Genomic DNA, 21,476 nt, shown 5'->3' with positions numbered 1-21,476 from the left:
GACGGTCAAGCGTAATGGGCGCCGGAGCTGCCCGGTCCGCCGCGCAGCGGCAGTTGTGCCGCGACCTCCAGACGGACGGTGTCCCGCAGCTCCAGGAAGCGGCCCAGCGGATCCTCCGAGAGCCGGTCCCAGGGGAACGACGTGGCGTACGGCCCGAGCCTGCGGAGCTGTTCGAGGGCGTCCGGCCAGCGCTCCAGCTCGGCCAGGACGCAGGCCAGCACATTGCGGACCTCGGCGGGCCACGGGTCCGCCGCCGGGTAGCGCCGGGAGAGGGCGACGGCGAGGTCCGCGGCGGCGTCCAGACGGGCGCGCGGGATGCCCTGCGGGCCGGGCCCCGTCAGGTAGGCGAAGGCGGCGCGGGCCGGCAGGGCCTGCAGCAGGGAGTCGGGCAGGGCGTCCTGCGCCGCGCGCTCGGCGAAGTCGAAGCACTCGGCGTGCGAGCCGTACCTGGCGGCCGACAGATAGCGCAGCGCCGCGACATGGCAGCCGTAGTGGTGCGGGGAGCGGCGCACCGCCTGCTCCCACAGCGCCTCGAAATCGGTGTGCGGGGTGTTCGTGCCGCGCGCCTGGTCCAGGGCGACGCGCCAGGGGACCGGGTCGCCGGGCTCTGCCTCGGCGGCGGCGGTGATCAGCGGGGTGACGTCGCGGAGCAGCTCGGCGCGGGCGGGGGAGCCGAAAGCCCGGTTCACCGCGAGTTCGGCCTTGACGAGCAGGAGGTCGGGGTCGTGCGGGGCCGCGGCCTGCCAGGCGTCGAACCACTCGGTGCGGGAGGCGGCGAACGCGGCGAGGTGCAGCACGTAGCGGTCGCGGTTCTCCCATTCGGCCGCCCCGCGCGTGTGGGCAAGGACCTCGGCGGCGGGCCCGTACGCGCCGTGGCCCGCCGCGACCAGGGCGGGGGCGAGCCGCTCGTCCGCGGCGTCGAGCAGCACCTCGTCGTCCGTCGGCAGGCCCGCGGCGAGGGCGCCGGTGTGCCGGATCATGCGGGCGGTGCGGACGAAGGCACGCAGGAACGGCACGGTGCTCCTCTGCGTACGGGTGGGGGCCTGGGCGGGGCCGGCCGGTGACGCTGGGATGACGGCCCGGGTGACGGAATGGTTGCCCCGCAGCACGTGTCGCCATTCTCACCTTGTGCGCGGGGCGCGGGCCTGATCACGGGGCGTGGGCCTGATCGCGCGGCCCGGAACCCGGCCCGGCCTAGTTGCGGCGCAGCAGCCGCGTCGCCCCCGTCGCCACCGTCGTCGCCAGGGTCCAGCCGAGCATCACCATGACGGCCGCCGCCCACTGCCAGCCGCCGCGCAGCTGCCAGCTGCTGGCCTGGCCGAGGTCGATCACCGGGAGGAGGAGGTCGAGGGCGAACAGGGTCGAGTCCCATTGCGGGCCCTCGCCCGGCTTCATCGGCGGATGGGCGGCGTGCCGGAAGGCGAACGCGCCGACCGCCCACAGCACCGCCATCCACACGGCGGCCCGGCCGGGCCGGTACCCGTAGGCCACCGTCCAGTCCTGGAGGTAGCCCCACACCTTCGCGGCGGCCGGCAGGGTCTCGCGGCGGCGCCGCTGCTTGGCGAGGAGCACCTCGCGCGCGTCGGCGTCCTCACCGCTGTTGCGGAGCACCGCGGCGAGCCGCTCGTACGGTTCCGGGTTGTACTCGGGGGTCGCCGCCGAGAGCCATTCGAGGCGCCGGGTGAGCGGGAACGGGCCGAGCGGGATCAGGCTCTCGTAGGCGAAGCCGCTCATCCGCAGATGTCCCGGGCCCGGCCAGCTCACCGCCTGGTCGACGAGGTTGACGACCTTCGCGCCGGACAGCACCACCGTGCCGCGCTCGGGCCGCTCCCCGAGGAAGCGCAGCTCGGGGGTCTGGACGCGGCGCAGCGACAGCTCCTGGTCGTTCTCCAGGACGAAGCGCGCCGAGTCGAGGTCGACGGCGTCGCCGAACCGCCCGTCGTCGAGCCGGACCCCGCCGACGCACTGGAAGCTCTGCACGCGGGTGCCGAGCGCGGGCGTGGTGCCCCGGGTCTGCCAGGGGTTGAGCCCGGCCGGGGTCAGGTACAGCGTGCGCTCGACGCTGAGCTGCGGCGCGTTCAGGGCCCGCCGCCCCTGCGTGTTGCTGAGGCGGCTGCCGCGCAGGGAGAGCGACACGCCGATGGTGGCGCCGCGCAGACTGACCTCGCCGTGCGTCTGCACCATCTCCGCCTGGAGGTCCTGGCCGACCGACATCCCGTCCGCCATGAGGGACTTCCCGCGCCGGTCGCGGAAGACGACGGCCTGGTTGAGCAGCAGGTCCGTGCCGATCTGGGCGTCGGTGAGCCGGATGCCGTGGTGGAAGCGGCAGCGCGGCAGGTGCAGGTCGCCCTCGGTGTGGACCCGGGCCGCCTCCAGGCGCGGCACCGAGCAGTCGACCATGCGGACCGTGGTGAAGCGCGCCTCGGGCAGCAGCACCTCCTTCTCGAAGCGGCACAGCTGCAGTTCCACGTAGGGGCCGATCGTGCCGCCCGCCAGGTCGAGCACGTCCGTGATCTGGATGCCCTGGAGTTTGAGGGAGGAGACACGCCCGGAGAGTGCGGGCGGTCCGTCGAGCAGCAGCCAGGCCACGATGCGCGCCCGCACGCTGCGCTCGGGCCCCCAGGCGTGTCCGCCGTGCGGGTCGTCCACGGCCGCGTTGCCGCTGCGCAGGTCGTAGACCGTGCCGTTGCGGAATGCCAGCCACATGCCGACCTCGGCGGCGCTCAGTCCTTCCGGTACCTCTCCGTCGTTGCTGCCGGTCGTTGGGTCGTTCAAGCCGTACGCCTCTCCCTGCTCGCCAGTTTCGTCGAGCCGGTGATGCCCGGTGGGCGGCCCTCTGAAAGCCGCCGGTGCGGGTCTGCCGGGGATACGACCGACAACGGCCGAAAACGGACGTGTATCACTCATTGATACGGGCCACCGGCGGAGATCCGGCGTCTGAGAGAATTGCAGTGTGATCTCTCGAATCGATCTGCGCGGCGCCGCCCTCCCCGAGGGTCAGGCCCTGCGCTCGCTGCTGCCCCGTGCCGACTTCGACGTCACGGCCGCCCTGGAGAAGGTGCGTCCGATCTGCGAGGACGTACATCATCGTGGCGACGCGGCGCTGATCGACTTCGCGGAGAAGTTCGACGGCGTCACGCTGCGGGACGTGCGCGTTCCGGCCGAGGCCATCGCCGACGCCCTGAAGACCCTGGACCCGGACGTCCGGGCCGCCCTGGAGGAGTCGATCCGGCGCGCCCGGATCGTGCACCGCGCCCAGCGCCGTACGACCGAGACGACGCAGGTCGTGCCCGGTGGCACCGTCACCGAGAAGTGGGTCCCGGTGGACCGCGTCGGCCTGTACGCGCCGGGCGGCCGGGCCGTCTACCCGTCCTCCGTGATCATGGACGTGGTCCCGGCGCAGGAGGCCGAGGTCCCCTCGATCGCCCTCGCCTCGCCCGCCCAGAAGGAGTTCGGCGGCCTGCCGCACCCGACGATCCTGGCCGCCTGCGCGCTGCTCGGCGTCGACGAGGTGTACGCGGCGGGCGGCGCCACCGCCGTCGCCATGTTCGCGTACGGCACCGAGTCCTGCCCGCCCGCGCCGATGGTGATGGGCCCCGGCAACATCTGGGTCGCCGCCGCCAAGCGCTACTTCACCGGCGTCATCGGCATCGACTCCGAGGCCGGGCCGACCGAGATCGCCGTTCTCGCCGACTCCACGGCCGACCCGGTGCACGTCGCCGCCGACCTGATCAGCCAGGCCGAGCACGACCCGCTCGCCGCCTCCGTCCTCGTCACCGACAGCGAGGAGCTGGCCGAGGGCGTCGTCAAGGAGCTTCAGGCGCAGGTCGCGGTCGCCAAGCACCGCGAGGAGCGCATCGAGCCCGCGCTCAGGGGCGAGCAGTCCGCGATCGTCCTCGTCGACTCCCTCGACGACGGCCTCGCGGTCGTCAACGCCTACGGCGCCGAGCACCTGGAGATCCAGACCGCCGACGCCGCCGCCGTGGCCGAGAAGGTGCGCAACGCGGGCGCGGTCTTCGTCGGCCCCTGGTCCCCGGTCTCCCTCGGCGACTACGCGGCCGGGTCCAACCACGTCCTGCCCACCGGCGGCTGCGCCTGCCACTCCTCGGGCCTGTCCGTGCAGTCCTTCCTGCGCGGCATCCACGTCGTGGACTACAGCCGCGACGCCCTCGCCGAGATCACCCGGCACGTGGTGACCCTCTCCGAGGCCGAGGACCTGCCCGCGCACGGCGCGGCCCTCAAGGCCCGCTTCGACTGGAAGGTCCCGACCACCAAGTGACCGGCATCGACGACCTCCCCGTACGGGACGAGCTGCGCGGCAAGTCCCCGTACGGCGCACCCCAGCTCGACGTGCCCGTCCGGCTGAACACCAACGAGAACCCCTACCCGCTGCCCGAGCCGCTCGTCGCGCGGATCGCCGAGCGCGTCGCCGACGCCGCCCGGAACCTCAACCGCTATCCCGACCGGGACGCGGTCGAGCTGCGCACCGAGCTGGCCACGTACCTCACCCGGACCACGGGATTCAAGGTCACCGCCGAACAGGTGTGGGCGGCCAACGGGTCCAACGAGGTGCTCCAGCAGCTCCTCCAGGCGTTCGGCGGCCCCGGCCGCACCGCCCTCGGCTTCGAGCCCTCGTACTCCATGCACCCGCTGCTCGCCCGCGGCACCAACACGGGCTGGCTCAGCGCCCCGCGCAAGGCCGACTACGCGCTCGACGTGCCCGCCGCGATCGAGGCGATCCGGGCGCACAAGCCGCACGTCGTCTTCATCACCAGCCCCAACAACCCCACGGGCAACGCGGTCGCGGCCGAGGACGTCCTCGCGCTGTACGAGGCGGCCGGCCGGGACGCGATCGTGATCGTCGACGAGGCGTACACCGAGTTCAGCCACGGAGAATCGCTCCTGCCGCTGATCGAGGGCCGCCCGAACCTCGTCATCTCGCGCACCATGTCCAAGGCGTTCGGCGCCGCCGGGCTCCGCCTCGGCTACCTCGCCGCCGACCCGGCCGTCGTCGACGCCGTCCAGCTGGTGCGCCTGCCCTACCACCTGTCGGCCGTCAACCAGGCCACGGCGCTCGCCGCCCTGGAGTACACCGACACCCTGCTCGGCTACGTCGAGCAGCTCAAGGGCGAACGCGACCGCATCGTCGCCGAGCTGACCGGCCTCGGCTTCGACGTCACCGTCGCCGACGCCAACTTCGTCCAGTTCGGCGTCTTCGAGGACCCGCACGCCGTCTGGCAGTTCATCCTCGACCGCGGCGTCCTCATCCGTGACAACGGCGTACCGGGGCGGCTGCGGGTCTCCGTCGGCACGCCGGAGGAGAACGACGCGTTCCTCGACGCGGCCCGCGAAGCCAAGAAGGCTCTGGAAAACAGAATGGAGCGGGGCCGATGAGCCGCGTAGGACGTGTAGAGCGCAAGACCAAGGAGACCTCGGTCCTCGTCGAGATCGACCTCGACGGCACCGGCAAGGTCGATGTCGCCACCGGCGTCGGCTTCTACGACCACATGCTCGACCAGCTCGGCCGCCACGGCCTCTTCGACCTCACGGTCAAGACCGAGGGCGACCTGCACATCGACTCCCACCACACCATCGAGGACACCGCCCTCGCCCTCGGCGCCGCCTTCAAGCAGGCGCTCGGCGACAAGGTCGGCATCTACCGCTTCGGCAACTGCACCGTCCCGCTGGACGAGTCCCTCGCCCAGGTGACGGTGGACCTGTCAGGACGCCCCTACCTCGTGCACACCGAGCCCGAGAAGATGGCGCCGATGATCGGCGAGTACGACACCACGATGACCCGGCACATCCTGGAGTCCTTCGTCGCCCAGGCACAGGTCGCCCTGCACGTCCACGTGCCGTACGGGCGCAACGCGCACCACATCGTGGAGTGCCAGTTCAAGGCCCTCGCGCGCGCCCTGCGCTACGCCAGCGAACGCGACCCGCGCGCCGCCGGCATCCTCCCCTCCACGAAGGGCGCCCTGTAAGCCATGAACGGCCTCGCGACCGTCCTCATCCTCGTGGGCCTGTTCCTGCTCGGCGGCGTCTACTCGTTCGTCAAGCAGGGCATGGGCAAGAGCCTCATCACCCTGCTGTCCATCGGCGCCGCCATGTGCCTGATCGCGGGCGTGCTGCGGCTCGACTACTGGAATTGACCACCATGACTGACTCCGGTTCCAAGAAAGTCGTCGTCTTCGACTACGGGTTCGGGAACATCCGCTCCGCCGAGCGCGCCCTCGCTCGCGCGGGCGCCGACGTCGAGATCACCCGCGACTTCGAAGCGGCCATGAACGCCGACGGGCTCCTCGTCCCCGGCGTCGGCGCCTTCGCCGCCTGCATGAAGGGGCTCAAGGAGGCCCGCGGCGACTGGATCATCGGCCGCCGCCTCTCCGGGGGCCGCCCCGTCATGGGCATCTGCGTCGGCATGCAGATCCTCTTCGCCCGCGGCATCGAGCACGGCGTCGAGACCGAGGGCCTCGACGAATGGCCCGGCGCCGTCGAACCCCTCAAGGCCGACGTCGTGCCCCACATGGGCTGGAACACCGTCCGCGCGCCCGAGGACAGCCGCCTCTTCGCCGGCCTCGACGCCGACGAGCGGTACTACTTCGTGCACTCCTACGCCGTCCAGGACTGGCAGCTCGAAGTGCACAACCCGCACCTGCGCGCCCCGCACGTCACCTGGTCCACGCACGGCACGCCGTTCGTCGCCGCCGTGGAGAACGGCCCCCTGTGGGCCACCCAGTTCCACCCCGAGAAGTCCGGCGACGCCGGAGCCCAGCTGCTGAAGAACTGGATCGGAACCCTCTGATGGCTCCCAAGCTCGAACTCCTCCCCGCCGTCGACGTCCGCGACGGGCAGGCCGTCCGCCTCGTCCACGGCGAGTCCGGCAGCGAGACCTCCTACGGCTCCCCGCTGGAGGCCGCCCTCGCCTGGCAGTCCGCCGGCGCCGAGTGGCTGCACCTCGTCGACCTCGACGCCGCGTTCGGCACCGGCGACAACCGCGCGCTGGTCCGCGAGGTCACCGAGGCCATGGACATCAAGGTGGAGCTGTCCGGCGGCATCCGCGACGACGACACCCTCGCCGCCGCCCTCGCCACCGGCTGCACCCGCGTCAACCTCGGCACCGCCGCCCTGGAGACCCCCGAGTGGGTCGCCAAGGTCATCGCCGAGCACGGCGACAAGATCGCCGTCGGGCTCGACGTGCGCGGCACGACGCTGCGCGGGCGCGGCTGGACCCGCGACGGCGGCGACCTGTACGAGACCCTGGAGCGCCTGGACTCCGAGGGCTGCGCCCGGTACGTCGTCACCGACATCGCGAAGGACGGGACCCTCCAGGGGCCCAACCTGGAGCTGCTGAAGAACGTGTGCGCTGTGACGGATCGTCCGGTGGTGGCCTCGGGCGGTGTCTCGTCCCTGGATGACCTGCGCGCCATCTCCGAGCTCGTCCCGCTCGGCGTCGAGGGCTCCATCGTCGGCAAGGCGCTGTACGCCAAGGCCTTCACCCTGGAAGAGGCGCTCGCCGCCGTGGCGTCGTCATGAGCGAGCCCACTTCCGCCTCCGCCTCCGCCTCCGCCGTGCGGCGGATCGGGTCCGGTGGTCCCTGGGAGGACGCCATCGGGTACTCCCGCGCCGTCGAACTGCCGAACGGCCTGGTTCTCGTCTCCGGCTGCACGTCCGTGGTCAACGGTGTCATCGACGCCGGCACCCCCTACGAGCAGGCGCTCAACGCCTTCGGTGTCGCCCTCGACGCCCTGAAGACGGTCGGCCTCGGCGCCGAGCACGTCGTGCGCACCCGGATGTACCTCACCCACGCGCGCGACGTGGACGATGTGGGCCGCGCCCACAAGGAGCTGTTCGACGAGGTCCGGCCGGCCGCGTCCATGCTCATCGTCTCCGGGTTCGTCGATCCGAGCCTCGTCGTCGCGGTCGAGGTCGAGGCGTATCGCTCCGCGGGTGACGCGGGAGGGGACCAGTGAGCCTCGCCGTACGTGTCATTCCCTGCCTCGACGTCGACAACGGGCGCGTCGTCAAAGGCGTCAACTTCCAGAACCTGCGCGACGCGGGCGACCCCGTCGAGATGGCCAAGGTCTACGACGCCGAAGGCGCCGACGAACTGACCTTCCTCGACATCACCGCCTCCTCCGGCAACCGCGAGACCACCTACGACGTGGTGCGCCGCACCGCCGAGCAGGTCTTCATCCCGCTCACCGTCGGCGGCGGCGTCCGCACGTCCGAGGACGTGGACAAGCTGCTGCGGGCCGGGGCGGACAAGGTCGGTGTCAACACCGCCGCGATCGCCCGCCCCGAGCTGATCCGCGAGATCGCCGAGCGGTTCGGGCGGCAGGTGCTCGTCCTCTCCGTGGACGCGCGGCGCACCGGGTCCGGGGCGTTCGAGGTCACGACGCACGGTGGACGCCGGTCCGCCGGGATCGACGCGGTCGAGTGGGCCCATCAGGCGGCTGAGCTGGGCGCCGGTGAGATCCTGCTCAACTCGATGGACGCCGATGGCACGAAGGACGGCTACGACATCGAGATGATCGAGGCGGTCCGCAAGCATGTGTCCGTGCCGGTGATCGCGTCGGGCGGCGCCGGGCGGGTCGAGCACTTTGCTCCCGCTGTCGGGGCGGGGGCCGATGCGGTGCTCGCGGCGTCGGTGTTCCACTTCGGGGATCTGCGGATCGGGGACGTCAAATCGGCGTTGCGCTCTGCGGGTCACCCGGTTCGATAGCGCCGCTTCTCTTGGGGCTCGTTCCCGGGTGCGACTCTCGTCGTGGCTGGTCGCGCAGTTCCCCGCGCCCCTGAAATGCGCACTTCGTGCGCATTTCAGGGGCGCGCGTCACGCGCGCGGCCCCTGGGGCTGCGGCGAAGCCGCATGCTTCAGGGGCGCGGGGAACTGCGCGACCAGCCACGACGCTGCCGCAGTCGCGGACGAAGCCTCCACCCGGCAGATGGATCCGCCTTCAACCGGTGATTTCGCCGATGCACAACCACCCGGTCACCCCCCACCGTGGGCGCTGTCAGAGACCACGGTGGCTCCCCCCGGGACGGGGCACGCCACCCTCCCCCGAGAGGACCGCATCCGTGCTGAAGATGCGAACCCGTCTGATCCGCACAGGCCTCGCCACCCTGCTGGCCCTCGGCGGCCTGGCCACATCGCAGGCCGTGACCGCCCAGGCCGCCCCCGCCGCCGACAACCCCTACGAGCGCGGCCCCGCCCCCACCACGTCCAGCATCGAGGCGCTGCGCGGCCCGTACGCCGTGTCGCAGACCAGCGTGTCGTCGCTGAGCGTCAGCGGGTTCGGCGGCGGGACGATCTACTACCCGTCGTCGACGGCCGACGGCTCGTTCGGGGCGATCGCGATCTCCCCGGGCTTCACCGCCTACCAGTCGTCGATCTCCTGGCTGGGCCCGCGCCTCGCCTCCCAGGGCTTCGTCGTCTTCACCATCGACACGAACACGACACTCGACCAGCCCGACAGCCGGGGCCGTCAACTCCTCGCCGCGCTCGACTACTTGACCCAGCAGAGTTCGGTGCGCGGCCGTATCGACTCCAGCCGACTCGGTGTCATGGGCCACTCCATGGGCGGCGGCGGCACGCTCGAAGCCGCCAAGAGCCGGCCGTCGCTCCAGGCCGCCATCCCGCTCACCGGCTGGAACACCGACAAGACCTGGCCCGAGCTGAAGACGCCGACGCTCGTCGTGGGCGCCGACGGGGACACCATCGCGCCGGTCGCCACGCACTCCGAGCCGTTCTACACGACCCTGCCGAGCTCCCTCGACAAGGCCTACCTCGAACTGCGCGGCGCCACCCACTTCACCCCGAACAGCTCCAACACCACGATCGCGAAGTACAGCATCTCGTGGCTGAAGCGGTTCATCGACAACGACACCCGCTACGAGCAGTTCCTCTGCCCGCTGCCCTCGGCGAGCCTGACCATCGCCGAGTACCGGGGCAACTGCCCGCACACCTCGTGACGGTGACGGTGACGGTGACGGTTACGGGTTGAGGTTCTGTGCGTGAGCACAGTCTCCTGTGGCGTCGGCTGGGCCCGCTCCCAGCCGGCGCTGCGGACGCGGCATCTCGTCCCTACGGTGACGTAAGTGACCGCGAGACATGTCCTGTTGCTGACGGCCGCCGCCTACGCGAGCGACCCGGACGGGCCGTGGGTGGACGGCGGGCTCGTCCTGCGGGCCGCCGCACGCGCCGGTCTCGGCGCCTCCGCCCTCGACGCCGCCGAACGCGCCGGTCTGCTCCGCAGCCCCGACGGACGGCTGCGGCTCCCCGGCCGGCGCGCCGTGTACGAGGCGGCACGGCCCGCGCAGCGCAGGGCCGCCCATCGCCTGCTGGCCGAAGCCGCCCTGGGGGAGCGGCTTCGGCCGGCAGGTCTCCTGCACCGGGCGCTCGCCGCGCCCTACCCGGACAGCGCGCTCGGCACCGAACTCGCCGCCGCCGCGCGGCTGCCCGGGCCCTCGCACGGGGAGCGGGCCACCGCCCTCGCCCACGCCGCGGGGCTCGCCGCCGATCCGGAGGTGCGCGCGGGGCGGCTCGTCGCCGCCGCCGATCAGGCCCGGCTGGCCGGTCGGCCCCATCGCGCGCGCGAACTGCTGTCCCGTGTCGATGATCTGACCCCCAGCGACGCCGTGCGGGGCGGCGCCGCCCTCGTACGGGGGCTGCTCGACCTGCGCGACGGGCCCATGGCCGATGCCCGCGCCTCGCTCCTCCTCGCCGCCCGGCTCTGCCCCGGCGAACGCGCCCTCGACGCCCGGCTCGCCGCCGCGGAGGCCGCCTGGGCGCTCGGGGACGCCCGCGCCTACCAGGAAGCCGTCGCCGGGCAGCAGCAACGGGCCGGGGCCGCCACCGCCCGTGCCTTCGGGCTCGGGATGGCCGCCGCGCTCGACGACCGGTACGCGGCCGGGCGCGTCACCCTGCGCCGGGTCATCGCCGAGGCGGCCGGTGCGGGCGCTCCGGACGCCCTGCTGCGGGCCGGGGCCGCCGCGCTCGTCGCCGGGGACGCCGAAGCCGCCTGCCGCCTCGGGAGCCGGGCCCTCGCCGCCGCCCGCGCCCTCGACGCGCGGCCCGAGCTGCCGCGCGCCCTTGAGCTCCTCGCCTACGGTGAGCTGCGCGCCGGGCGGCACGCCCGGGCCCGTACGCATGCCGAGGAAGGTCTGCGGGTCGCTCGCGCCGCCGGGCAGCGCAACGTCCTCGCCCATCAGCACGCCATCCTCGCCCTCGTCGCCTCCCTCGACAGCGACGCCGACACCGTCGCCCGGCACGCTTCCGCGGCGCAGGACATCGCCGCCCGGCACGGGCTCGTCCAGGCCGCCACGCTTGCGCAGTGGGCCCTTGCGCGGGCCGATCTCGCGCGGGGCGGGCAGCGGAGGCGGCTGCGCGGCTCGGGCCGCTCGTCCGTCCTGGGCCGCGGCAAGGGCACTTCGCCGTGCGGATGCTGGCCGTGCCCTGTTTCGTGGAGGCGGCGGTGTCGGCGGGTGAGCTGGGGGCGGCGCGGGCGGCTGTCGCGGAGTTCACGGTGTGGTCCGACCGTGGGTACGACCCCCAGGCCGGGGCGCAACTGGCGCGCTGCCAGGCCCTGCTGATGTCCGGCGATCCCGAGCGCGCGGACGCCCGGTTCACCGAGGCGCTGGCTCGGCACGAGCGGGCGGGTGGGGACTTCGAGCGGGCGCGGACGGCTGAGCTGCACGGTGAATGGCTTCGCCGGGCGCGGCGGCCTGCCCGGGCGCGTGTGCTGCTGCGTGATGCGTTGGTGGCCTTCGAGCGGTGCGGGGCGTCTGTGTGGGCGGCTCGTACGGCGGCGGAGCTGCGGGCGACGGGGGACGCTCCGGCTCATTCGGAAGCTCCGGGGCGGTTGTCGGAGCTGACGCCGCAACAACTCCGCATCGCCCACTGCGTGGCGGACGGCGCCACCAACCGCGAGGTGGCCTCCCGCCTGTCGGTCAGCCCCCGGACTGTTGACCATCACCTCCGCAACGTCTTCGCCCAGCTGGGCGTCCGCTCCCGGGTGGAGTTGGCGCGCCTGGTGGATCGGGCGGAGGCGACGGGGGCGCTGTAGTGCGCGCCTCGCTGGGTGGGTGGGGCGGGGCCGCGCCGGGGCGCCTCCTCGGCCGGATAGGCCTCATCCCCACCTGTCCGCCATAGGCGAGTCACCCTGGACTGCATTCGGGCGGAGTCCTGCGGGGGCACCCCGACGCGACCCCTCCGGCCGACTCGCGACTGCACCCCGGCGCCCCGCCCCGTCACCGGACCCGAGCCAAAGCCCCCCGCCCTGGACAATCGACCGCCCCCGCCCTTCCCACCCCGGCGGAGCCACCCCGCCCGGGGCAGTCCGCCGCCCCCGCCCCTCCCACCCCGGCGGAGCCACGCCGCCTTGGGCGATCGGCCTCCCCCAAACTCCGTCCGGGGGGTCCCCCAGGGCGGCAGGGTGGGCAAGGCGGCAGCCCAGCGCCGGGGAGTGGGGGAGCAGGCCCCTGTGTGAGTTCGGGCGGGTGCGTCGCGCGCGGGGACAGGCCCGTGCCTGAGGGCCGGTCACCATGTCGTTATGCCCGGGGGGCTGGAGACCGACCAGACGGTATGTCATTCTTCGGGGCCAGGACTGCTCCGGCACGTCCTGGTGAGCTGATCCGAGGAGGACCGTGATGCCCGCGCACCTCGTACGCCCCCGCCCCCGCCAAGGGACCGGCACGGACCCGGTCTCCGTACTGCGCCGCGCCGCGCTCCCCCTCACGGGCCAGATCCCCGCCCTCACCGACCGCCTCACGGCCGAGCTGTACGCCAGGGAGCCCGCCTACCGCGCAGCGATCGACACCGACCCCGGCGACGTACGCCGCGAGGTCCAGCGCTCCCTGCGCCTCAGCGTCGCCTCCCTGCTCGACCCCGTCCGCTCCCGCGAAGCGGCCCGCGCCTGCACCGCCCGGATCGGCGCCGAACGCGCCGCCCGCGGCCTCCCCCTCGACGCCCTCGTGCACGCCTTCCGGCTCGGCGGCGCCCTGGTCTGGCAGGCACTGGTCGACGAAGTCACCCGGCACCACCCGCGCGACGCACACCTCCTCGTCCACCTCGCCGCGGACGTCCGCGGCTTCGTCGACGAGCACTGCGCCTGCGTCACCGACGCCTACCAGCGGGCCGAGCACGAACTGACCTGGCGCCGCGAGAACCGGCGCCGCCTCATGGCCGCAGCCCTGCTCGACGGCGCCACCCGCATCGCCGACCTCCCCGAGGCCGCCACCGTCCTCGGCCTGCCCGAGCGCGGCCGGTACGCCGTCGTCCTCGTCGCTGGCGGCCGCCCCACCGCGCCCCTCGCCGACGGCACCCGTACCGTCTGGCACCCGGGCCCCGACACCGAGCGCGGCATCGTCGCCCTCGGCCCCCACGACGTACGGGAGCTGGCCGCGCGCTGGCGCGAGTCGACCGCCCCCGGCGCGGGCGTACGCATCGGCATCAGCTCCGCCGTCGACGGGCTCGCCTCCGTCGGCGTCGCCCGGCGCCTCGCCGAGACCGCCCTGCGGATCTGCCCCGCGGGCGGCGGCACCGTACTCCTCGACGACGAACTGCCCGCCGCGCTCGTCGCCGGGGCCCCGGCGCTCGGCACGCTCCTCGTCGACCGGGTGCTCGGCCCGCTGCGCGCCCTGCCGCCCGCGGACGGCGCCCTGCTGCTCGACACCCTCACCGCATGGCTGGACTGCGACGGCTCGGCCCAGCGCGCGGCCGCCCGCCTCTACTGTCACCGCAACACGGTCCTGAACCGGCTGCGCCGCTGCGAACAGCTCACAGGGCGCAGCCTGACGCGCCCGGCCGACCAGGTGGAGCTGGCCCTGGCCCTGCACGCCCACCGTCTGCGGCCGGCGGCCACAAACCCAGCCGCTACAGCCCCAGCGCCTTCGTCTCGCTGAGCTGGGTGATCGCGGTCTTGTCGCCGTCCAGTTCCACGTTCGCCGCGTCCTGGCGGCCGAACGCGTACATCAGCAGCTCCGACGGCTCGCCCGTGACCGTCACCACGGGCGCGCCCCGGTGCGCCACCGCCGTCTGGCCGTCCGGGCGGCGCAGGACCAGGCCGACGGGCGCCTTGCGGCCCATCATCCGGGCCATCCGCTCCAGGCGGGACCAGAGCACCTCGGAGAAGACCGGGTCGAGCTCGCGCGGCGACCAGTCGTGCTGCGCGCGCCGCACGTCCTCGGCATGGACGTAGAACTCCACCACGTTCGCCGCCTCGTCCAGCTGCTTGAGGGCGAAGGGCGAGAAACGCGGCGGGCCCGTCCTGATGAGCTGGATCAACTCCTCGTACGGCTTCTCGGCGAACTCGTTCTGCACCCGCTCCAGGCGGGAGGCGAGCTGCTTGACCAGGGTGCCGCCGGCCGCGTCGGGGCGGCGCTCGCGCACCACGACGTGCGCCGCGAGGTCGCGGGCGGTCCAGCCCTCGCACAGGGTGGGGGCCTCCGGGCCCGCCGCCTCCAACAGGTCGGCGAGGAGAAGACGTTCACGCTTGGCATGGGTCGACATGTCCGCAACCCTACGACCGCCCGCACCGTCCGGACAGTGGACGCCCTGGGGGAGTCCCGTCACGTCGCGGCACAATGGCCCTATGAGCGACACGTCCCGGTCCAGCGATCTCGATCCCGCCATCGCCGCCCGCCTCAAGCGCAGCGCCGACGGCCTGGTCCCCGCCATCGCCCAGCAGTACGACACCGGCGAGGTCCTGATGCTCGGCTGGATGGACGACGAGGCGCTGCACCGTACTCTGACCACCGGGCGCTGTACGTACTGGTCGCGCAGCCGCCGCGAGTACTGGGTCAAGGGCGACACCTCCGGGCACTTCCAGCACGTGAAGTCCGTCGCCCTGGACTGTGACGCCGATACGGTGCTCGTCCAGGTCGATCAGGTCGGCGCCGCCTGCCACACCGGTGCCCGTACCTGCTTCGACGACGACCAGCTGCCCGTCACGGGATCCGGCGCGTAAGACCTAAGCTCCTTCCATGGATCTCGAGACCTTTCGCAAGCTCGCGACCGACCGCCGAGTGATCCCCGTCAGCCGCAAGCTCCTCGCGGACGGCGACACGCCCGTCGGTCTCTACCGCAAGCTCGCCGCCGAGCGGCCCGGCACGTTCCTCCTGGAGTCCGCGGAGAACGGGCGCTCCTGGTCCCGCTACTCCTTCGTCGGCGTCCGCTCCGCCGCCACGCTCACCTCCCGCGACGGGCAGGCCCACTGGCTCGGCACCCCGCCGGTCGGCGTCCCCACGGGCGGCGACCCGCTCGCCGCCCTGCGCGCCACCATCGAGGCCCTGCACACCCCGCGCTACGACGGACTCCCGCCGTTCACCGGCGGCATGGTCGGCTACCTCGGCTACGACATCGTGCGCCGCCTGGAGAAGATCGGGCCCGGCGAGCGCGACGATCTGCGGCTTCCCGAACTGACCATGCTGCTCACCAGCGATCTCGCCGTCCTCGATCACTGGGACGGGTCCGTTCTCCTCATCGCCAACGCCATCAACCACAATGATCTCGACACGGGTGTCGACGAGGCGTACGCCGATGCCGTGGCCCGTCTCGATGCCATGGAGGCCGATCTCGGCGAGTCGGTGCACACCGCCCCGGTCGCGCTTCCGCCCTCCGAGCTGCCTGGATTCACCGCCCTTTGGGGTGGCGAGCAGTACCAGGAGGCCGTCGAGGACATCAAGGAGCGGATCCGGGCGGGGGAGGCCTTCCAGGTCGTGCCCTCGCAGCGGTTCGAGACGCCGTGCACCGCGAGCGCTCTCGACGTCTATCGCGTGCTCCGCGCCACCAATCCGTCGCCGTACATGTATCTGTTCCGCTTCGACGGGTTCGATGTCGTCGGGTCGTCGCCCGAGGCTTTGGTGAAAGTCGAGGATGGGCGGGCTCTTCTCCATCCCATCGCCGGGACCCGGCCGCGCGGCGCCACGCCGCAGGCCGACCAGGCGCTCGCCGACGAGCTGCTCGCCGACCCCAAGGAGCGTGCCGAGCACCTCATGCTCGTCGACCTCGGGCGCAACGATCTCGGGCGGGTCTGCGAACCCGGCTCCGTCGAGGTCGTCGACTTCATGTCCATCGAGCGGTACTCGCACGTCATGCACATCGTCTCGACGGTGACGGGGCAGGTCAGCGCCGGGCGCACCGCCTTCGACGTGCTCACCGCCTGCTTCCCCGCCGGGACCCTCTCCGGCGCCCCCAAGCCCCGCGCGATGCAGATCATCGACGAGCTTGAGCCGTCCCGGCGCGGGCTGTACGGCGGCTGCGTCGGCTATCTCGACTTCGCCGGGGACTCCGACACCGCCATCGCCATCCGCACCGCCCTGCTGCGGGACGGCACCGCGTACGTGCAGGCCGGGGCAGGTGTCGTCGCCGACTCCGACCCCGTCGCCGAGGACACCGAGTGCCGCAACAAGGCCGCCGCCGTGCTCCGCGCCGTCCACACCGCCAACCGCATGGGCGCCGCCGAAACCGGTGTGAAGTGACCCACGCCTCCCGCTTCCGGTACCCACACAGGTGTGCGGACAGGCGATAGTGGAGTACGTGACTGCTGTACCGCACCCCCGAACCGAAGCCGCCGAGACCGCAGGGCCGAGCCGATCCGGCCGCCGCAGTCTCGGCATCGCCCTGCTCTTCGGTGCCGTGGGCGCCGCGGTCGCGCTGCTCGCGTCCCGGCAGGAGTGGTGCTCCGGCGTCGCCGCCGTCGCGGGCGGGAAGCTGCCGCTGACCGCCAAGGGCAGCGACGTCACGGGCGTCCCCGCGGCCCTCGCCATAGTGGGCCTCGCCGCCCTGGTCGCCGTCTTCGCGGTGCGCAAGGCGGGCCGCGTCCTGGTCGCCGCGCTGCTCGCGCTGAGCGGCGCGGGCGCCGTGGCCGCCGCCGTCCTCGGCGCCGACGACAGCGCAGCCCTCGACGAGAAGGCCGCCCAGGCCTCCGGCGGCGCCACCACCGGCATCGACGCCCTCTCCCACACCGCCTGGCCCTACGTCGCGGCGGGCGGCGGCGCCCTCCTCCTGATCGCCGGGATCCTCGCCGTCGTCTACGGCGCCGCCTGGCCCTCCATGGGCGGCCGCTACGAGCGCGACGGCACCCCCCGCCCCCGCAAGCAGAGGGCGCTCGACCCGGACCGCCCCGAGGACCTGTGGAAGGCCCTGGACCGCGGCGAGGACCCGACGGGCACTGCCTGACCCCGGGTTAGTCCCGCACGCGCGCGTACGGGAGAATGGAACCGGAGAGCAGAGCCGTACGCCCTGCGTACGCAGAGGCCATAAGCAACGAGGAGCAAGCCATGGCGGACAAGAGCCACGGACACACCCCGGCCGCCTGGACCGGTGTCATCATCGCCTTCATCGGGTTCATCGTCGCCGGCACCTTCATGGTGATGGCGAACGTGGTGGGCTTCTGGATCGGCATGGCACTGCTGCTCGTCGCCGCGATCGTCGGCGGCATCATGAGCATGGCCGGCCTCGGCAAGCCCAAGCGCGCCGAGCTGGACGTGGCGGGCCACGCCGCGGGCTCGCACGGCTGACACACCGGGCACACCTGGCACTTCCGCTACGGAGAAGGGGCGGGCGGCGACTCGATCGCCGCCCGCCCCTTTCGTGTGTCGTCAGGGGGCGGAGCACGCGGCCCCGTAGGACAATGCCCGGGTGACCGTGCAGACGACGCGCACCGCCCGCCCCGGCCCGCTGCGCCGCACCGCGGTCCCGCTGGGCATCCTCGCCGGAGTCGCGGCGGCCTTCGCCTACGTCGGCGCCGTCGATCCCGGTGAGCCGGGCCACTACCCCGCCTGCCCGCTCCTCGCCGCCACCGGCGTCCTCTGCCCCGGCTGCGGCGGCCTGCGCAGCGCCCACGCGCTCGTCCACGGCGACCTGGGCTCCGCCCTCGGCGCCAACGCCCTCGCCGTCGCCGGCTACGCCCTGTTCGTCATGGTGTGGGCCGTATGGGTGACACGGGCGGCGCGCGGACGGCCCCTCGGCCTCGCCCTCACCCGCGTGCACCTGTGGACGCTGGGCGCCGTCGTGGTCGTCTTCACCGTTGTCCGGAACCTGCCCCCCGGTGGCTTCCTACGGCCTTGATCATCTGCGTTTGTCCAGGTAGTGAGAGCGTCGGCAACCGGATGCGGAGCCTCGGCGCTCCTGCGGATACCATCACAGTGACCGCTCGGTTGCTCAAAGAACCGAATTGCAGGAAAGGAAGTCCGCCCGCGTGAGTGTGCTCGACGAGATCATCGACGGTGTCCGTGCCGACCTCGCGGAACGGCAGGCGCGGGTCGGCCTCGACGAGCTCAAGGAGCGCGCGGCCAAGGCACCCGCCGCCAAGGACGGGGTCGCGGCGCTGCGCGGCGACGGCGTCAAGGTCATCTGCGAGGTCAAGCGGTCCAGCCCGTCCAAGGGCGCGCTCGCCGCGATCGCCGACCCGGCGGGGCTCGCCGCGGACTACGAGGCGGGCGGCGCCGCCGTCATCTCCGTCCTCACCGAGCAGCGGCGCTTCGGCGGCTCCCTCGCCGACCTGGAGGCCGTCCGCGCCAAGGTGGACATCCCGGTCCTGCGCAAGGACTTCATCGTCACCTCGTACCAGCTGTGGGAGGCCCGCGCGTACGGCGCCGACCTCGCCCTCCTGATCGTGGCCGCCCTGGACCAGCCCGCCCTGGAGTCCCTCATCGAGCGCGCCGAGTCCATCGGCCTCACCCCGCTCGTCGAGGCGCACGACGAGGACGAGGTGGAGCGGGCCGTCGACGCCGGGGCCAAGGTCATCGGCATCAACACCCGCAACCTCAAGGACCTCTCCGTCGACCGTGGCACCTTCGAGCGCGTCGCCCCGGACATCCCGGACCACATCGTCAAGGTCGCCGAGTCCGGTGTGCGCGGCCCGCACGACCTCATCGCGTACGCCAACGCCGGCGCGGACGCCGTCCTCGTCGGCGAGTCCCTGGTGACCGGCCGCGACCCGCGCTCCGCCGTCTCCGACCTGGTCGCCGCGGGGGCCCATCCGGCCCTGCGGCATGGACGGAGCTGACCCGCGCCATGCCCATCGCCGCCCGCCTCGCCCCCGGCTGCCGCCCGCGCGGCTGCCGGGCGCCCGCGCGGCGCGTTCATGGTCGCAGGGTGCGGTATGTCATCGGGGACGAGCCGGGCCAGGTGAACGGGATGCGATGGCCAAGCGCCCCGCCAGGGGCGCGGGGAACTGCGCGACCAGCCACGACGTCGCGTCGGCCGGACGTCTCGTCTGCCATCTACGGCGCGTAGCCGTCCTCACCTCGGTGGGGGCTGGTCGCGCAGTTCCCCGCGCCCCTGGCGGGGTCGATCGTGTCCCATGATCACCCGTCACGCCACGTGAGGTATACGCATGCCTGAGTACTTCCACCCGGACCCGGACGGTCAAGTCCCCAGCGCCGAAGGCTACTTCGGCGCCTTCGGCGGCAAGTTCATCCCGGAGGCGCTCGTCGCCGCCGTGGACGAGGTCGCCGTCGAGTACGACAAGGCCAAGAACGACCCCGAGTTCGCCCGCGAGCTCGACGACCTGATGGTCCACTACACCGGCCGCCCGAGCAGCCTCACCGAGGTGCCGCGGTTCGCCGAGCACGCCGGTGGGGCCCGGGTCTTCCTCAAGCGCGAGGACCTGAACCACACCGGCTCCCACAAGATCAACAACGTGCTCGGCCAGGCCCTGCTCACCAAGCGCATGGGCAAGACCCGCGTCATCGCCGAGACCGGCGCGGGCCAGCACGGCGTCGCCACGGCCACCGCCTGCGCCCTGTTCGGCCTCGACTGCACCATCTACATGGGCGAGATCGACACCCAGCGGCAGGCCCTGAACGTGGCCCGCATGCGCATGCTCGGCGCCGAGGTCGTCGCCGTGCAGTCCGGCAGCCGCACCCTGAAGGACGCCATCAACGAGGCGTTCCGCGACTGGGTCGCCAACGTCGACCGCACGCACTACCTCTTCGGGACCGTGGCGGGGCCGCACCCGTTCCCCGCCATGGTGCGCGACTTCCACCGCGTCATCGGCGTCGAGGCCCGCCGTCAGATCCTGGAGCGCGCCGGACGCCTCCCCGACGCCGCGATCGCCTGCGTCGGCGGCGGCTCGAACGCCATCGGTCTCTTCCACGCCTTCGTCCCGGACGCCGACGTCCGCCTCATCGGCTGCGAACCCGCAGGCCACGGCGTCGACACCGGCGAGCACGCGGCGACCCTCACCGCGGGCGAGCCCGGCATCCTGCACGGTTCGAGGTCGTACGTCCTCCAGGACGAGGAGGGCCAGATCACCGAGCCCTACTCGATCTCGGCGGGCCTCGACTACCCGGGCATCGGCCCCGAGCACGCCTACCTCAAGGACAGCGGACGCGGCGAGTACCGCGCCGTCACCGACGACGCCGCGATGCAGGCCCTGCGCCTGCTCTCGCGCACCGAGGGCATCATCCCGGCCATCGAGTCCGCGCACGCCCTCGCCGGGGCCCTGGAGGTCGGCAAGGAGCTGGGCCCGGACGGGCTCATCGTCGTCAACCTCTCCGGGCGCGGTGACAAGGACATGGACACCGCCGCCCGTTACTTCGGCCTCTACGACGAGGGTGCCGATGCCGAGGTCGCGGCCGACGCCGCCGACACCGCCGAGATCGAGGGGGACGCCAAGTGAGCGGGAACATCCAGCTGTTGAACGACGCTCTGGCCGGCGCCAGGGCCGAGGGCCGCGCCGCCCTCATCGCCTACCTGCCCGCCGGGTTCCCGACCGTCGACGGCGGCATCGAGGCGGTCAAGGCCGCCTTCGACGGCGGCGCCGACATCGTCGAGGTGGGCCTGCCCCACTCCGACCCGGTGCTCGACGGCCCGGTCATCCAGACCGCCGACGACATCGCGCTGCGCGGCGGCCTCAAGATCAAGGACGTCATGCGCACGGTCCGCGAGACCCACGCGGCCACCGGCAAGCCCGTCCTCGTCATGACGTACTGGAACCCCATCGACCGCTACGGCATCGAACGGTTCACCGCCGAGCTCGCCGAGGCGGGCGGCGCCGGCTGCATCCTGCCCGACCTGCCCGTGCAGGAGTCGGCGGTCTGGCGCGAGCACGCGGAGAAGCACGGTCTCGGCACCGTCTTCGTCGTGGCGCCCAGCAGCAAGGACGAGCGGCTCGCCACCATCACGGCCGCCGGTTCCGGCTTCGTCTACGCCGCCTCGCTCATGGGGGTCACCGGCACCCGCGAGTCCGTCGGCAACCAGGCCCAGGACCTCGTACGCCGCACCAAGGCCACCACGGACCTGCCGGTCTGCGTCGGCCTCGGGGTCTCCGACGCCAAGCAGGCCAAGGAGGTCGCCTCCTTCGCCGACGGCGTCATCGTCGGCTCCGCGTTCGTGAAGCGGCTGCTCGACGCCGAGGACGAGGCGTCCGGTCTCGCGGCGGTGCGGGCGCTCGCCGCCGACCTCGCGGCGGGCGTTCGGGGCAAAGCCTGACCATGTAATGGGTGAAGTCACCCTTATGGGTGGAAGT

Annotated in this window: 23 protein-coding genes; 20 read left to right on the top strand and 3 right to left on the bottom strand. The window is 73.0% G+C overall.

What is annotated here, in order from left to right; all coding sequences use genetic code 11:
- Positions 1-5: 5 nt before the first annotated feature.
- Both N5I75_RS08870 and N5I75_RS08865 read right to left on the bottom strand, forming a co-directional pair.
- Positions 6-980, bottom strand: a complete 975-nt coding sequence (locus tag N5I75_RS08870) for a hypothetical protein (protein ID WP_476676992.1) — start codon at positions 978-980, stop codon at positions 6-8.
- A gap of 214 nt (positions 981-1,194) precedes the next feature.
- Positions 1,195-2,706 carry an oxidoreductase gene (locus N5I75_RS08865; protein ID WP_476676990.1) on the bottom strand — a complete coding sequence of 504 codons (1,512 nt, stop codon included), beginning with the start codon at positions 2,704-2,706 and terminating at the stop codon, positions 1,195-1,197.
- 247 nt (positions 2,707-2,953) lie between these two features.
- Between N5I75_RS08865 and hisD the strand changes: the two genes are divergently transcribed.
- The 12 genes from hisD to N5I75_RS08805 all read left to right on the top strand — a co-directional run bounded on the left by hisD (position 2,954) and on the right by N5I75_RS08805 (position 13,902).
- Positions 2,954-4,279, top strand: coding sequence for a histidinol dehydrogenase (gene hisD, locus N5I75_RS08860; protein ID WP_476676018.1), 1,326 nt, complete (start codon positions 2,954-2,956; stop codon positions 4,277-4,279).
- Positions 4,276-5,394, top strand: coding sequence for a histidinol-phosphate transaminase (locus tag N5I75_RS08855; RefSeq protein ID WP_476676016.1), 1,119 nt, complete (start codon positions 4,276-4,278; stop codon positions 5,392-5,394). The genes hisD and N5I75_RS08855 overlap by 4 nt, the downstream gene beginning before the upstream one ends.
- A complete protein-coding gene (gene hisB / locus N5I75_RS08850) occupies positions 5,391-5,984 on the top strand; it encodes an imidazoleglycerol-phosphate dehydratase HisB (RefSeq protein ID WP_476676014.1) in 594 nt (197 codons plus the stop codon). The genes N5I75_RS08855 and hisB overlap by 4 nt, the downstream gene beginning before the upstream one ends.
- A gap of 3 nt (positions 5,985-5,987) precedes the next feature.
- Entirely contained in the window at positions 5,988-6,152 is a 165-nt protein-coding gene (locus N5I75_RS08845) for a hypothetical protein (protein ID WP_361074999.1), read from the top strand.
- A 5-nt stretch (positions 6,153-6,157) separates the two neighbouring features.
- Entirely contained in the window at positions 6,158-6,805 is a 648-nt protein-coding gene (hisH, locus tag N5I75_RS08840) for an imidazole glycerol phosphate synthase subunit HisH (RefSeq protein WP_476676012.1), read from the top strand.
- Entirely contained in the window at positions 6,805-7,536 is a 732-nt protein-coding gene (gene priA, locus N5I75_RS08835; RefSeq protein WP_476676011.1) for a bifunctional 1-(5-phosphoribosyl)-5-((5-phosphoribosylamino)methylideneamino)imidazole-4-carboxamide isomerase/phosphoribosylanthranilate isomerase PriA, read from the top strand. The genes hisH and priA overlap by 1 nt, the downstream gene beginning before the upstream one ends.
- Positions 7,533-7,973, top strand: a complete 441-nt coding sequence (locus tag N5I75_RS08830) for a RidA family protein (protein ID WP_476676009.1) — start codon at positions 7,533-7,535, stop codon at positions 7,971-7,973. Before priA ends, N5I75_RS08830 begins: the two co-directional genes overlap by 4 nt.
- Positions 7,970-8,725 carry an imidazole glycerol phosphate synthase subunit HisF gene (hisF, locus tag N5I75_RS08825; protein ID WP_476676007.1) on the top strand — a complete coding sequence of 252 codons (756 nt, stop codon included), beginning with the start codon at positions 7,970-7,972 and terminating at the stop codon, positions 8,723-8,725. The genes N5I75_RS08830 and hisF overlap by 4 nt, the downstream gene beginning before the upstream one ends.
- Before the next feature lie 362 nt (positions 8,726-9,087).
- On the top strand, positions 9,088-9,972 hold the full coding sequence (bdeA, locus tag N5I75_RS08820; protein WP_476676989.1) for a bis(hydroxyethyl) terephthalate hydrolase: 885 nt from the start codon (positions 9,088-9,090) through the stop codon (positions 9,970-9,972).
- A 126-nt stretch (positions 9,973-10,098) separates the two neighbouring features.
- Positions 10,099-11,592, top strand: coding sequence for a hypothetical protein (locus tag N5I75_RS08815; protein WP_476676005.1), 1,494 nt, complete (start codon positions 10,099-10,101; stop codon positions 11,590-11,592).
- Positions 11,592-12,065, top strand: coding sequence for a helix-turn-helix transcriptional regulator (locus N5I75_RS08810; RefSeq protein WP_476676003.1), 474 nt, complete (start codon positions 11,592-11,594; stop codon positions 12,063-12,065). The genes N5I75_RS08815 and N5I75_RS08810 overlap by 1 nt, the downstream gene beginning before the upstream one ends.
- A 583-nt stretch (positions 12,066-12,648) precedes the next feature.
- The gene (locus N5I75_RS08805; RefSeq protein ID WP_476676001.1) at positions 12,649-13,902 is read left to right on the top strand and encodes a PucR family transcriptional regulator; all 1,254 of its coding nucleotides are present in this window, start codon (positions 12,649-12,651) and stop codon (positions 13,900-13,902) included.
- Here N5I75_RS08805 and N5I75_RS08800 read toward each other — a convergent pair.
- Positions 13,874-14,509, bottom strand: a complete 636-nt coding sequence (locus N5I75_RS08800; protein WP_476675999.1) for a TIGR03085 family metal-binding protein — start codon at positions 14,507-14,509, stop codon at positions 13,874-13,876. The genes N5I75_RS08805 and N5I75_RS08800 overlap by 29 nt on opposite strands.
- Positions 14,510-14,591: 82 nt before the next feature.
- Here N5I75_RS08800 and hisI point away from each other — a divergent pair, with 82 nt between their 5' ends.
- The 8 genes from hisI (at position 14,592) to trpA (ending at position 21,439) form a co-directional block, all read left to right on the top strand.
- Positions 14,592-14,966, top strand: a complete 375-nt coding sequence (gene hisI / locus N5I75_RS08795) for a phosphoribosyl-AMP cyclohydrolase (protein ID WP_476675998.1) — start codon at positions 14,592-14,594, stop codon at positions 14,964-14,966.
- Between the two features lie 16 nt (positions 14,967-14,982).
- Positions 14,983-16,479 (top strand): anthranilate synthase component I, encoded by a 1,497-nt coding sequence (locus N5I75_RS08790; protein ID WP_476675996.1) that lies wholly within the window; start codon positions 14,983-14,985, stop codon positions 16,477-16,479.
- 49 nt (positions 16,480-16,528) lie between these two features.
- Positions 16,529-17,179 carry a TIGR02234 family membrane protein gene (locus tag N5I75_RS08785; protein ID WP_476675994.1) on the top strand — a complete coding sequence of 217 codons (651 nt, stop codon included), beginning with the start codon at positions 16,529-16,531 and terminating at the stop codon, positions 17,177-17,179.
- A gap of 101 nt (positions 17,180-17,280) precedes the next feature.
- Entirely contained in the window at positions 17,281-17,520 is a 240-nt protein-coding gene (locus N5I75_RS08780; RefSeq protein ID WP_476675992.1) for an HGxxPAAW family protein, read from the top strand.
- Between the two features lie 121 nt (positions 17,521-17,641).
- Positions 17,642-18,070 carry a DUF2752 domain-containing protein gene (locus N5I75_RS08775; RefSeq protein ID WP_476675990.1) on the top strand — a complete coding sequence of 143 codons (429 nt, stop codon included), beginning with the start codon at positions 17,642-17,644 and terminating at the stop codon, positions 18,068-18,070.
- 130 nt (positions 18,071-18,200) lie between these two features.
- On the top strand, positions 18,201-19,010 hold the full coding sequence (gene trpC / locus N5I75_RS08770) for an indole-3-glycerol phosphate synthase TrpC (RefSeq protein ID WP_476675988.1): 810 nt from the start codon (positions 18,201-18,203) through the stop codon (positions 19,008-19,010).
- A gap of 330 nt (positions 19,011-19,340) precedes the next feature.
- Positions 19,341-20,627 (top strand): tryptophan synthase subunit beta, encoded by a 1,287-nt coding sequence (trpB, locus tag N5I75_RS08765; protein ID WP_476675986.1) that lies wholly within the window; start codon positions 19,341-19,343, stop codon positions 20,625-20,627.
- Positions 20,624-21,439, top strand: coding sequence for a tryptophan synthase subunit alpha (gene trpA / locus N5I75_RS08760; RefSeq protein ID WP_476675984.1), 816 nt, complete (start codon positions 20,624-20,626; stop codon positions 21,437-21,439). The genes trpB and trpA overlap by 4 nt, the downstream gene beginning before the upstream one ends.
- The last annotated feature ends 37 nt before the right edge of the window (positions 21,440-21,476 follow it).

It is taken from the genome of Streptomyces sp. R818 (genome assembly GCF_056172735.1).
Note: the sequence above shows the minus strand (reverse complement) of the source record. Positions and strands in the feature narration are given on the sequence as shown.

Bases quoted from the DNA above. Each gene is read 5' to 3' on its own strand.
- N5I75_RS08865 (WP_476676990.1), bottom strand. From the start codon at position 2,706: ATGTGGCTGGCATTCCGCAACGGCACGGTCTACGACCTGCGCAGCGGC.
- N5I75_RS08805 (WP_476676001.1), top strand. From the start codon at position 12,649: ATGCCCGCGCACCTCGTACGCCCCCGCCCCCGCCAAGGGACCGGCACG.
- hisH (WP_476676012.1), top strand. From the start codon at position 6,158: ATGACTGACTCCGGTTCCAAGAAAGTCGTCGTCTTCGACTACGGGTTC.
- trpB (WP_476675986.1), top strand. From the start codon at position 19,341: ATGCCTGAGTACTTCCACCCGGACCCGGACGGTCAAGTCCCCAGCGCC.
- N5I75_RS08845 (WP_361074999.1), top strand. From the start codon at position 5,988: ATGAACGGCCTCGCGACCGTCCTCATCCTCGTGGGCCTGTTCCTGCTC.
- N5I75_RS08800 (WP_476675999.1), bottom strand. From the start codon at position 14,509: ATGTCGACCCATGCCAAGCGTGAACGTCTTCTCCTCGCCGACCTGTTG.
- priA (WP_476676011.1), top strand. From the start codon at position 6,805: ATGGCTCCCAAGCTCGAACTCCTCCCCGCCGTCGACGTCCGCGACGGG.
- N5I75_RS08870 (WP_476676992.1), bottom strand. From the start codon at position 980: ATGATCCGGCACACCGGCGCCCTCGCCGCGGGCCTGCCGACGGACGAC.
- hisB (WP_476676014.1), top strand. From the start codon at position 5,391: ATGAGCCGCGTAGGACGTGTAGAGCGCAAGACCAAGGAGACCTCGGTC.
- N5I75_RS08830 (WP_476676009.1), top strand. From the start codon at position 7,533: ATGAGCGAGCCCACTTCCGCCTCCGCCTCCGCCTCCGCCGTGCGGCGG.
- N5I75_RS08780 (WP_476675992.1), top strand. From the start codon at position 17,281: ATGGCGGACAAGAGCCACGGACACACCCCGGCCGCCTGGACCGGTGTC.
- hisI (WP_476675998.1), top strand. From the start codon at position 14,592: ATGAGCGACACGTCCCGGTCCAGCGATCTCGATCCCGCCATCGCCGCC.
- bdeA (WP_476676989.1), top strand. From the start codon at position 9,088: ATGCGAACCCGTCTGATCCGCACAGGCCTCGCCACCCTGCTGGCCCTC.
- N5I75_RS08810 (WP_476676003.1), top strand. From the start codon at position 11,592: ATGTCCGGCGATCCCGAGCGCGCGGACGCCCGGTTCACCGAGGCGCTG.
- N5I75_RS08790 (WP_476675996.1), top strand. From the start codon at position 14,983: ATGGATCTCGAGACCTTTCGCAAGCTCGCGACCGACCGCCGAGTGATC.